Origin of the sequence: Corallococcus praedator (assembly GCF_003612125.1) — a bacterium.
GTDB lineage: Bacteria > Myxococcota > Myxococcia > Myxococcales > Myxococcaceae > Corallococcus > Corallococcus praedator.
This window is the reverse complement of sequence record NZ_RAWI01000289.1, coordinates 1-12102: the sequence shown is the minus strand read 5'-3', so window position 1 is coordinate 12102 and position 12102 is coordinate 1. Positions and strand designations below refer to the sequence as shown.

Genomic DNA, 12102 nt, shown 5'->3' with positions numbered 1-12102 from the left:
GGATGGAGGCGATGACGGGGGGGAGCAGCGGGGGGCGTACCCAACCTCGCTGCGACAGCAGGCAGAGGGTTCCTTCCAGCGCCGCCCACTCGAGGATCTCCTCGCGCTCGAATGCGCGAGCCATGCACTCGGAGAACAAGCTCTCCATGTCGCATGACTGCTCCGCGAGGACCTCGAGCATGTCCTGCTCGAGAGGTGATTCGGGGGAGAGGTCACTCGCCGCTCCCGCCAGCGACAGTGTGAGCGCGGGTGACGGCTTCTCATACCGTGGCAGCAGACGGGCTAAACGCAGCTCGAAGGCGACCTCCGGTCCGCCTTGCTTGGGGAGCACCTGACATGGATTGTCTGGGAACGCCTGGGCGAGGAGCGCCTCCAGGGCTCCTTGTTGAAAGTCAATCAGGGTGGGGCCCGCCAGTCCGCGACGGCTTCCATGGTGGGGATAGCGCAGCACCACCGCATCGGCGGCATCCCATCGGGAGGTACACGCGCCATAGACGGGGAACCGGGTCGCCGCGGCTCCCTGCTGGTGACCTGCCTCACGTGCTTGCTCCGCGGAGAGCTCTCGAAGGTGGAGATCCACCGGCAACGCCCTTGCCGGGTTTCCCGCGACGATGACGTGCTCTCCCACGTCCGAGGAGACCGCACAGTGGGCCGCCACCACCACGCCCTCTCCCAACCGGGCTCCGCCCGAGAGCGAGACGTGCTGGCCAATCCAACACTGGCGCTCTACCTCGACTCCGAAGCCACGCCGCTGCGAGCTGGACTGCGGGTAGCGCTCGACATGGTTTCCGCCCTCGAGTGCCGTGTGAGCTCCGATGGAACTGGCGCGGACCCTGACGGTGCGCTGGAGCTTGACGAAGGGCGCAAGGTAGGACTGCTCCACCACGACCAGCGGACCGATCACCGCCTGTGGGTCCACCTGGGTTCCCTTCAGCAGCAGCGGCCCTGTCAGGACCGCATGCCCGCGAACCTCACTGTCAATCAATGCGACTCCATCTCCGTCGATGATGCTGAACTCCTCCACCCTCGAGCGTGAGATCAGGACACGTCGCCCCTTGATCCGGACCGAGCTGGCGATGTGGCTTGCGCCATCCACGAGGTAGATGGCGCCCATGGCCCAGAGCTGGCGCAATTCCCGGGCCCACTCACGCACGGGAAGCGCGACGAGGCCGTCCGGCTCCTCTACCGAGCGCACGAGATGTGCATCCAGGGAGGCGCTGGCACCGCCCAGCAGGAGCTCACGTCCACCTTGAGGCGTCTGCGCGCCGAGGACGGCATGGGCCGCCCATCTGGGGCGCCAGCCAGTCTGTTCAAGCACTTGCCGCAGGGCTGCTTGGATTTGCGTCTCGATGGAATCGCGCAGGTTGCTCATGGCTCTTGCAGGGGGCGCTTCGGCGCGATGCCACGTCCGAAGGGCTGCGGACACTAACCCATGGCATTGCCCCTGCAAGCTCCCATTCCTGTCAGTCAGGGCCGTGCTGGCCCTCCCATCGACAGACAGGCAGGGAGGTCTGGGGGTGGCTTTCAGAGATTGAAGCCCACGTTCCCGACGGAGATGCTGGGCCCGAAGATGAAGGACCACTTGCTGGAGGGCACCACGGTGTTGGTGTTGGGGTCGCCGTTGGTGCGCCGGGTGATGTCGCCCCGGAACTCGCGGGCAATCCATGCGTTGGCACCCACCGCCGCGCCCGGGCCAATGGGCACGCGCAGGCCCAGGCCCAGCACGGCGGCGAGCGTGGGCGGGAACTGGATGTCCCCTGACTGTGGCACGAGCCCCAATCCCATCAATCCCATCTCGATGCCCAGCAGGCGCTCCTGGCCCTCGTTGTTGAGCAATGCCAGACGGGACAGGACGCCGAAGTTGATGGCCAGTTGTCCCGTGGGCTGGGTGGCGCGGTAGAGACCCGCTGGGATGGTGGCCATGGTGTAGAGGCGGAACATGCCGCCGCGTACGATGGCGGTCCACTGCGCGGAGGGCAGCCCGGTGCGGTCCACGGTGGAGAGCGCGTAGCGGGATTCGTCCGCGACGTGGGACACCTGCACGAGGATGCGGTCGTACTGGCCCAGGTTGCCCTGCACGGGGATGACGCGCACCTCACCCTTGGGGCGCAGGAACAGGCGCTGCTCCACGTGGCTTTCGCCCCGGGTGGAGCCGTCGGACTTCGTCACGTCGATGCGCAGGGTGATTTCCTGGTTGCCCTCCTGGGGCGTCAGGCGCTCGCGGTGGATGATGACGCGGCAGGTGTTGCGCATGGCGTAGTTCAACCGGTGCGGCCGGCTGGGCGTGAGCGTCTCGTCGTGGCCGTCCTTGTCCGCGCAGATGAACTCCACCAGGTTCTCCACGTTGGTGGGCACGCTCGCCTCGCGCACCGCGCGCTGCACGCGCTCGCTGGTGAGGAACAGGTCCGTGGTGGCCAGCTCCGCCGGCAGCGTGGGCAGCCGGTAGCCGAAGCGCAGCGACACGAAGCCACCCGCGGTGGCCTCGCCCTGTACGAGCGTGGCGGTGTCCCGCGTCGTCACGGTGTACGCGCCGCCCAGGGGGCGCAGCACGAAGCGGCCCTGGCCGCCGTTGGAGGCCACCGTCACCTCCGCCGGGCGGTTGGTGGGCACGAAGTCGATGCCGCCGTGACCGGGCAATTCCAGCATCGCGCGCGGGTCCGGCACCGGCCGCGTCTCCGCCGTTTCGGAGGCCACCACCGTGCCGTCCACGCGGGACGTGGTGGCCGTCACCGTCACCTGGGGTTCGTCGGTGCCCCGGGTGCGCAGCAGGACATAGGTGCCCTCCGGGACCTTCACCACGCGCTCCACGCGGGTGCGCGCGCCGTTCACCGTCCACAGAAGGCCGCGTGGATCATGCGCGCACGCCGCGTCCAGGCGCATGACGAGCCCGGAGTCCTCCGCGTCGCGCAGCACGGTGCCCTCCACGGCGCTCAGCGGACACGCCAGCACGGGCAGCGTCTCCGCGACGGAGGTCTCCAGCGCGTCGCCCCGGGCGAAGAACACGCGCGGCACCAGCCGCAGCCGCAGGGACACGGTGGGGTTCACCCCGGGCACGTTGCGGATGGACACCGCGCCGTCCGTCACCTCGCAGCGCGCGGAGCCGCAGTCCACGGAGGCGATGGCCTCCGAGTGCGTCACCGCCGCGTAGCCGGGGCCCTTGGACATGTCCACGCCGGAGGACTGCACCAGGGGCCGCGTGAGCACGGTGCGGCCGGGGCGCAGGCGGAAGTACTCGTCGTCCAGGAAGCGCCCGTTGGCGTCGTACGTCGTCACGTCCGCGCCCGAGCGCGCGAAGGCGGGGCGCCAGGACAGCGTCGCGTCCGTGGGCAGGCCCGGCGTCACCGGCACCGCGCACTCGGAGGGGCCGTTGGGCTCCAGGCACACGTCCTCGCCCTCCACGGCCTTGCCCTGCGGATCCGGTCCCCGGGGCACGCCGGACCAGGCGATGGTCACGTTCTTCAGGCCGGTGCCCTTGAGCTCCAGCCGGCCGTCGTCCGGGTAGAAGGTGGTGGAGGCGCTGTCGATGCGCGGGAAGGGCCCGGTGGCCACCACCACCACGGTGTCGGTGGCCGTGGCGCACGCGGCTTCATCCGCGGCGACCTTCAGCTCCAGCGTGCGCGCGGCGTCCTCCGCCCGGGTGGGAGGCTTGAGCGAGCGTCCATCCGGGGAGAGCACCCAGCCGCCGCGCACGGGGCCGCAGAGGATGCCCTTCGGGACGACCTCCACCGCCCGTCCCCCTTCGGGAAGCTGGACGACGGGGGTGGCGGCGGAGACGGTCCCCGCCACCAGCAGGCAGCCAAGGACGAGCGCGCGTGCACGGTGCATGCGTTGCTTAAGCACGGAGGGCCGCATCCGGGTCAAGCCCTCCGTGCAGCCCGGCGCGAAGATGCGCCGGGAGTGTTTCTCCGCGCTACCGCGAGGCCGTCTTCTGCCCCGGGCCCTGGAGCAGGATGCGGCGTCCGAAGGCCCGGTCCACGCGGCCCAGGAACTCACGGAACTGCGGGTACTCGTCCGCCTTGATGCGGGCGACGGAGAGGGCGACCTCGCCGTCAGCGACGAGGGTGCCGTCCTCCACGCGGTAGGAGAGCTTCACGCGGCCGAACGGCGTCGTCTCCTCCACCGCCTGGGGCATCTCCGCCACGGTGTAGCCGCCGGGCAGCGTGTAGCGCAGCTTGAAGGTGTTCACCCACGGGCTCTGCATCACCAGGTCGAAGCGGCGCTCGGCGAGCGACGCGTACGCCTGCTGGTAGGTGCGCCCGGTGCCGAAGGGCAGGAAGCGCAGGCTGCCGCCGGGGAGCACCTCCGCGTAGCGCGGGATGCCCATCTTGAAGTCCAGCGCCACGTCGTCATCCAGGCGGGTGGTGTCGCTGAGCTTCACCTCGCGCACGGTGAGGCCGGGGAAGCTCTGCGCCCACGCGCGCTCGAAGGTGGACTTGCGCGTGGACTCCGGGCGGTAGGCGCGGCGGTAGTCCGGCGCGGACTGGCCGGACACGCTGCTCTGGCCCTTCACCTCCGCGCCGCCGTCGGGCCGCAGGGACACGTCCATGGCCAGCGTGGTGGTGTTGTCCTGCGCCTTCGCCTCCGGCGTGGTGAGGAAGTTGCTGGTGCCGTTGGGGTCCACCACCAGCACGTTGGCGACGCGGTCCGCGCTGGGCAGCTCCTTGGCGCCGTGGAACTCCGCGGTGCCGTCCAGGTACAGGTCGAACTTGGGCACGTACGCGATGGCGTGGTTGAAGGCCGCCAGCGACGCGGGCTCCGCGTCCAGCGAGCCCAGGTTGCGCATGCGCAGCAGCACCAGCCGGCTGTCCACGCCCGCCACCTTCAGCATGGAGTAGATGAGGCTCGCCTTGTCCTTGCAGTCACCGAAGCGGCGCGCCAGCACGCGGTCGACGCGGTAGGGCTTGAAGCCGTGGATGCCGAACTCCAGCGCCACGTAGCGGGTGTTGGTGACGACGAAGGAGTAGATGGCGCGCACGACGGCCAGCTCGTTCTTGCGGTCCACGCCCTGGAGCACCTGCTCCACCGTGGCCTTCAGCTCCGCGTTGGGCTGGAGCTGGTCGCGCACGAGGCCCCACCAGTAGTGGCCCACCTGGTCCCACGTCTTGTACGTGGAGATGTGCAGGTTCTGCGCGACCTCCGCCCAGCCCGGCATGCCCGGCTCCGGCACCACCTTGGAGACGTGCTTCGCGCCGAAGCGGTACAGCGTGCGGGTGTTGTCCTCCAGCGGCGACTGCTGCTGTTCCACGCCCGCAAGGCGGCTCTTGTTCCAGTACAGCGGCCGCTCCTTGGGCATGTCCACGATGTACTGGAAGCGCACCTTCGGGTAGACGCCCTGCACGCTCTCCACGTCGCCCCAGTAGTCCGACAGCAGGTTGTCCTGCGCGGTGTCGTCCAGGCGGTAGGTCAGCTCCAGCGTGTCCCCCACCGCGAGCGACGGGAACGACAGCACGCGCATGCGCGCGTCGTAGTACATGCCCGTCCACGGCTCGTTCATGTTGCGCTCGGCGTCGCCGTAGCTCTCCACCACGGAGCCGTCCGGCTTCGTCACGCGGGCCTTGAGCACGCGCACTTCCTGGCGGTCCGGCGAATAGCTGACGGGGAGGTTGCGGAACGCGTCCACGCCGCGCGTGTTGAGGACCTTCACCACCATCTGCTGCATGCGGCTGGAAAGGCCGCTCTTCTGCACGCGCACGTAGGTGCTGTCCACGAGGTAGACGGCGTCCTCGTGCACGTAGCCTTCGGCCTCCTTGGTCAGGGGCTTCGCGTCCACCAGGTACTGCGTGCCCGCGCTCTCCGTCTCACCCTTGAGCGTGCGCAGGGCCTCCTTGAGGCCGGGGTTCTGCGGGCGCAGCACCAGCGAGCGCTCGAAGGCGGCCAGCGCCGGCTCGCGCTGACCCGCGGCGAGCAGCGCGCGGCCCTCGCGCTCGTAGACCTCCGGCTCGTCGGGGGACAGGGCCTTGGCCTCGGTGAAGAGCGCGGCCGCTTCTTCCGCGGCGCCGTTGGAGGCCTTGAGCTCCGCCAGCCGCACGCGCGAGCCGTTGTCGAAGGGGTTCAGGTCGGTGAGCTTCGCGTACTCGCGCTCGGCGGCGTCCACCTTGCCCGCGTCCGCGAGCTGCGAAGCCAACTGCCGGCGGGTGTTGGTGTCATCGAAGCGCAGCGCCAGCACCACGCGCATGCGGTCCATGGCCTCCTGGTTGCGGCCCATCTGCCGGGACGCCGCCGCCGCCACGCGCACCACGCGGGGGACACGGGGCTGCTGCCGGAAGGTCTCCTCCACCAGTGCATTCGCGCGGGCGCGCTCGCCCAGGGCCTCGGCGGCGCGGGCCATCAGCAGTCGCGCGCCCGGCTCGTTGCGGCCGTCATCCTTCTCCAGCAGCGGGGCCAGCAGCGGCTGCACGCGCTCCGGGTGGCCGCGGTCCATCTCGTGGTCCGACAGCGCCAGCCGCGCCGGGGCGAACGTCGGATCCGCCTTCACGGCCGCCTCCAGGAAGCGGCGGCGCTCGTTCAAATCATCCGTCTGGGTGTTGGCGGCCAGCAGCTGGAGGCGCGCGTCGTTGGGGGCGGCCTCGGCGGCGGCGGCGGCCTCCGCGCTGGCGGTGTGCTCGCGCTCGTCATAGGCGCGGAAGAAGGCGAGCACCTGGGCGTAGTCGCCGCGCAGGGCCGCGTCGTCCGGGTTCTTCTCCACCAGCGCGCGCAGCGAGGAGGTGAGCGTGGGCAGCACCTGCGGCGCGGGGGCCGGCACGCGCTCCAGCGCGGGGGCCTTGGCGGGCAGCGTGGCGCGGGCGGACGCCGTCTCCGAGCGCAGGTAGAAGCCCAGCGGGCCGGACTCCTGGCACACCTTCACGAGGACGCGGTTGAGGCCCTTCTTGAGCTTCACCGACACGCGGGTCTGGTCGGGGCGGGGCAGGTTGTAGCGGTCCTCCTTGGAGGCCAGCTGCCCGTTCACCCACAGGCGGTAGCCGCCGGAGGTGCCCAGGCCCAGCGCGACGCGCGTGTCCTGCGGGACCTCCAGCCACGTGAGCGCGTACGCCACGGCCTCCTTGTTGGGGCGCACGGCGGTGGCCAGGTCCACATAGCCGTCCGCGGACGTGACGGACAGCTTGCGCCAGGTGGCCTCGTGGCCCTTGGCACCGGGGTAGCGCGCCGTCAGGTCCAACGCGGCGGTCTCCGGACCGAAGTCGGTGTCGCAGCCGGCCTTGCCCTCATTCTCGAAGCCGCCGACGACGTAGTAGTCGTTGACGAAGCCCAGCCACTGGCGGACTTCATTGGCGCGCACCATGCGGCCCCGGGAGCGCTCCGCGTCCATCAGCAGGATCTGCGCGGTGGTGCGCGTGTTCACGTCGGACGTGCGGCGCGAAGCAATCTGCTGGTAGGTGCTCACCAGCGGGGTGAGGTCCTCCACGTCGTCCACCAGCGCGTGCATCCGCAGAAGGGCGGCACCCCCGCGTGGGGAGCCAGCGGCCTTCTGGGCCTCGGCCGCGTACTCGCGGGCCCGGTCGTCCGCGTTCGGCTTCGCGAGCGCCAGCACGGGGCAGGTGAGCACGAAGACTGCGGCCAGCGATGTGAAACGCGACATCCGTTCTCCTCGGTAGAGCAGCGGCGCCAGCAGCGACGCCGGGACAGCAGGGGGCGACGACGCCGTTGAACAGGCGGACCCGTCGCGGCCTTCCCCTGCATGTGGCCCCGGACGGCGAGCAGGCAACCCAATCCACCTCCAGTCTATGTCGGACCGGTGTGGGGCGGGGTGGGCCCGTGGAGGCAGGAAGTCGAAAATGCACAGGGCCGGCACGGGCGCTGATGCCCGTGCCGGCCCTGATGTGTGCAGCGGGTGCCGCCCGGCCGTCAGTGCAGCTTGGAGTACAGGGCGTTGACCAGGGTGCCGTCGTCGCCGCTCAGCTCCCAGAACATCGCGCCGCCCAGGCCGTTGGACAGGATGTAGTCCGACTTGGCGGTGACGCTCTGCGCGTCGTCGTAGGCCACCCAGACCTTGGTGGTCGGGCTGTAGACGTAGGCCTGCTTGCTCTCCGGGTGGAAGAACTTCGTGTAGCCGGAGCCCGCGCGCTCGTAGTTGGCCTTCAGGTCCTTGAAGTCGAACACGCCGGTGAGGCCCGACTGGCCGTCATCCCAGGTGCCCTTGGTGGGGACGCCGCTCTGGAACAGACCGTTGTTCACGTTGGGCACGTTGCCCCAGCCTCGGCCGTAGAACGGAACGCCCAATACAATCTTGGAGGCGGGCACGCCCAGCTGGAGCATCTTCGCGATGGAGCCGTCGGTGTAGAAGCCGTCGTTGGCGCCCGGGTCGCCCGTCACGCGGTTGAGCGCGGAGTGGAAGTTGACCGTGCTCTCGAAGGCGCCGTGGTAGTCGTAGGACATCACGTTGATCCAATCGAGGATGTTGGCCAGCTTCACCGTCTCCTGCTTGTTGGCGAGCAGGTCCGGCGACGCGCCCGACGCGATGGTGAGCAGGTAGGGCTGGCCCGTCTGCGCCGTCACGGCGGCCAGCTGGGTGCGGAACTCCTGCATGAGCAGGGTGTAGTTCACCTTGTCCGCGGGGCTGCTGATGTTGTCCGGCAGGCCGCCGCCGGTGGGGTACTCCCAGTCCACGTCGATGCCGTCGAACACGCCCACGCCGTTGGCCGGGGTGACGCCGGGGAACTGGCCCTTCACGTACAGGTCCACGCAGGACTTCACGAACGCGGCGCGCGACGCGGACGACGCGGCCACCTGGGAGAAGTACTTGGACCAGGACCAGCCGCCAATGGAGATGAGCAGCTTCAGCTGGGGGTTCGTCTTCTTCAGCTCCTTGAAGGCGCGGAAGTTGCCGCGCAGCGCGCCCGCGTCCCACTCACCCGGGAAGCCGAAGCCCTTGTCGATGTCCGCGAACGCATCCCCGAGCACGCACTTGCCGTCCGGCGTGATGTTGGAGAAGGCGTAGTTGATGTGCGTGAGCTTCGACGCCGGCACGTTGGACACCTGGTAGTTGCGTCCGTAGATGCCCCACGCGGTGAAGTAACCGACGATGCGCTTGTTGCCCACGGGCGGCTGGCCGGGCAGCTCCACGACGACGCTGACCGTCTTCGTGCCCACGTTGCCCGCGAGGTCGTACGCCTTCACGGTGTACGTGTACGTGCCGTTCTGCGCGGACGTGGCGAACGCGCGCGAGTACGACGACGCGGTGGCGACGAGCGTGCCGTTCTCCAGGATCTCCGTCTTCGTCACGCCCACGTTGTCGGTGGCGCTGGAGGAGATGGTGATGGAGCCCGCGGCGGTGAGGCGCGACGTGCTGGCGCTGGCGGTGACGACGGGGGCCTGGGTGTCGCCGCTGCCCGGAATGGCCACGGTGACGCTGACCGTCTTCGTGCCCACGTTGCCGGCGGCGTCATACGCCTTCACGGTGTACGTGTACGTGCCGTTCTGCGCGGAGGAGGAGAAGGCGCGCGAGTACGACGACGCGGTGGCGACGAGCGTGCCGTTCTCCAAAATCTCCAGCTTCGTCACGCCCACGTTGTCGGTGGCGCTCGCGGAGATGGTGACGGAGCCGGCGGCGGTGATGTTGGACGCGCTGGCGGACGCGGAGGCGACGGGGGCCTGCGTGTCACCGCCGCCCGTCGCGGGGCCGACGTCGAGCCACAGCGAGGCCACGGCCGAGGGCGTCCAGTCCGACTGGGACGTGTGCGGCTGACGGCACTCATAGATGCGGCCTTCATAGGAGACGCGCGTGCCCACCGAATAGGCGACGCCCACGGCCCACGCGGCCTCCAGCGGCGCCTTCATCACGCTGCCCGGGCCCTCGGCCTCGGGCGTGAAGAGTTCCTGGCCACATCCGGTGACGGTCAGCGCGGACGCGACCAGGCCCATGATCCACTTGCTACGCAGCATTCGTGTTCTCCTCGCCTGCGGTACACGCGGAAGGAGTCACGACCCGATTATTCAGGGTTAATCGCGGAGTTATTTTTCCGGGCTTCGTGCCTGTCCGCCGACCCAGGTGGTGTGGACGGAAAGGTCTTCCTTCAACAGCACCAGGTCCGCGCGATGGCCCGGGGCGATGCGTCCCCTGTGTCCGTGCACGCCCAGGAAGGTCGCGGGATGGAGCGACGCCATGCGCAGCGCTTCCTCCAACGGGACACCGAGCGAGTGGACGCAGTGACGCACGGCCGAAGTGAGATCGATGTCCGCGCCCGCGAGCGTGCCGTCCTCCGTCTCCAGGCGTTTGTTGCGGCGCAGGATGGTGCGGCCCTGGAGCGTGAAGGACGTGACGGAGGTGCCCACGGGCGGCATCGCGTCCGTGACGAGGAAGACCTTGCCGGGAGGTTTGACCTTGAGCACGAGCCGCAGGTTGTCCGCGTGCACGTGCACGCCGTCCGCGATGACGCCGCACCACGCATCGTCGTGGGTGAGCGCGGCGACGATGGGGCCGGGCTGACGGTTCATCACCGGGGGCATCGCGTTGAACAGGTGGGTGAAGCCGCGCACGCCGGCCTGGAGCGCCTGGGTGGTGCGCTCGCTGGTGGCGGCGGTGTGGCCCGCGCTGAGCACCGCGCCGGACGCGGCGAGGCGGCGCAGGGTGGCGTCGTCCACGCACTCCGGCGCGAGCGTCATCAACACGCGTCCCCCGTGCGCGGCGAAGCGGCGGGGCAGGGCGGTGAGGTAGTCGAGGTCGCTCGGGGCGGGGGCGCGGATGAAGCCTGGTGCGTGGACGCCAGCGCGCTCGCGGCTGATGAAGGGGCCTTCCAGGTGGATGCCGAGCACGCCGCTGTCGGGACGCGCGGCGGCGTCGAGCGCGGCCTCGCACGCTTCACGCATGCGCGTGGGGTCGTCGGTGATGAAGGTGGGCAGCAGGCCCGTGGTGCCGGTGCGGCGCATGGCGGAGGCGATGGCGAGCGCGGCCTCCTGGGTGGGCGTGTCGTTGAAGAGCACGCCGCCCGCGCCGTTCACCTGCACGTCGACGAAGCCGGGCGCGAGCAGCGTGTCCCCGGGCAGCGTGCGCACGGTGGCGCCCGTGGGGATTTCAGCGGTGGGGACCACGGCGCGCACGGTGTCGCCTTCAAGGACGACGGCTTGTCCTTCGAGGAGCAGGTCCCCGGTGAAGACCCGCGCGCCGTGGAGGACGACGACCGTGGCGCCTGCCATCACACCGTCTCCGTGACCTTGCGCAGGTGCGCGGGCGCATCCGGATCCAGGCCGCGTGCGGTCGCGAGCTGGTGCACCGCGAAGTAGAAGCTCTGCACCTGGCACAGGGGCGCGAGCACCGGGGGCAGGTTCGGCAGGGTGGGCAGTGGCTGCGCGCCCGGGACGGGCAGGGTGGCGTGGACGGTGGCGCCCAGTTCCACCATGCGCTGTACGACGGAGCGCATGCCCTGCGCGGCGTTGTCCTCCTGGCCCAGCGCGAGCACGGGGAAGCCCGGGCGCACGAGTCCGAGCGGGCCGTGGAGGACCTCGGCGGAGCTGAAGGCCTCCGCGTGCAGGCGGCAGGTCTCCTTGAGTTTGAGGGCCATCTCGAGCGCCGCGCCCAGTCCGCTGCCGCGACCGACGACGTAGAGGCTGGAAGCGTCCTTGAGGGAGGCGAGCGCGGGCCACCAGTCGAGCTTGCTCGCGGCCTCCAGCGCGTCCGGCAAGCGCCGGGCGGCGTCGTGCAGCTCGGCGGAGTCCGACCAGTAGGCGACGAGTTGGAGGAAGGCGAGGCCGGAGAGCAGGTAGGACTTGGTGGCGGCGACGCTGTGCTCGGGGCCGGCGGACAGTGGGACGCGCACGTCGCACAGCGCGGACAGGGGCGAGGACTCGTCGTTGATGAAGCCCAGGACGACGGCGCCGCCCGCGCGCGCGGCCTCGGTCATGCGCAGCAGGTCGGGGCTCTGGCCGGACTGGGAGATGGCGATGAAGAGCGAGTCGCGCAGGTCGAGCGAGCGGGTGTTGTAGACGGACGCGACGCTGGGACCCATGGACGCGACGGCGCGGCCCAGCGTGGTTTCGATGAGGTACTTGCCGTAGACGGCCGCATGGTCGGAGCTGCCCCGCGCGCAGGTGACGACGAAGCGGGGCGGGGTCCGGCGAAGGCGGGCACCCAGGTAGGCCAGGGTGTCGCGGCAGCGGTCAAGCTGGAGG

At 70.2% G+C, this 12102-nt stretch carries 6 protein-coding genes; all 6 read right to left on the bottom strand.

All coding sequences use genetic code 11. The annotated features are described in order from the left end of the window. Nucleotides 1–1372: acyltransferase (locus D7Y13_RS29265; protein ID WP_279637127.1), on the bottom strand; the 1372-nt coding region annotated here is incomplete at its 3' end. Nucleotides 1373–1524: 152 nt separating this feature from the next. Then, nucleotides 1525–3825: a hypothetical protein gene (locus D7Y13_RS29260; protein WP_199732931.1), complete on the bottom strand. Its 2301-nt coding sequence runs from the start codon at nucleotides 3823–3825 to the stop codon at nucleotides 1525–1527. Nucleotides 3826–3910: 85 nt separating this feature from the next. Next, nucleotides 3911–7576, bottom strand: coding sequence for a DUF3857 domain-containing protein (locus D7Y13_RS29255; protein ID WP_120535006.1), 3666 nt, complete (start codon nucleotides 7574–7576; stop codon nucleotides 3911–3913). Nucleotides 7577–7842: 266 nt separating this feature from the next. Continuing rightward, on the bottom strand, nucleotides 7843–9879 hold the full coding sequence (locus tag D7Y13_RS29250; RefSeq protein ID WP_120585497.1) for a glycosyl hydrolase family 18 protein: 2037 nt from the start codon (nucleotides 9877–9879) through the stop codon (nucleotides 7843–7845). Between the two features lie 69 nt (nucleotides 9880–9948). Continuing rightward, nucleotides 9949–11130 carry an N-acetylglucosamine-6-phosphate deacetylase gene (gene nagA / locus D7Y13_RS29245; protein ID WP_120585498.1) on the bottom strand — a complete coding sequence of 394 codons (1182 nt, stop codon included), beginning with the start codon at nucleotides 11128–11130 and terminating at the stop codon, nucleotides 9949–9951. Next, nucleotides 11130–12102 (bottom strand): SIS domain-containing protein (locus tag D7Y13_RS29240; protein ID WP_147452515.1); only part of this gene is annotated, 973 nt, incomplete at its 5' end. The genes nagA and D7Y13_RS29240, both read right to left, overlap by 1 nt.

What these genes read in the sequence shown, in the direction of transcription:
- D7Y13_RS29255 (WP_120535006.1), bottom strand. Translation starts at nt 7,576, where the DNA reads ATGTCGCGTTTCACATCGCTGGCCGCAGTCTTCGTGCTCACCTGCCCC.
- D7Y13_RS29260 (WP_199732931.1), bottom strand. Translation starts at nt 3,825, where the DNA reads ATGCACCGTGCACGCGCGCTCGTCCTTGGCTGCCTGCTGGTGGCGGGG.
- nagA (WP_120585498.1), bottom strand. Translation starts at nt 11,130, where the DNA reads ATGGCAGGCGCCACGGTCGTCGTCCTCCACGGCGCGCGGGTCTTCACC.
- D7Y13_RS29250 (WP_120585497.1), bottom strand. Translation starts at nt 9,879, where the DNA reads ATGCTGCGTAGCAAGTGGATCATGGGCCTGGTCGCGTCCGCGCTGACC.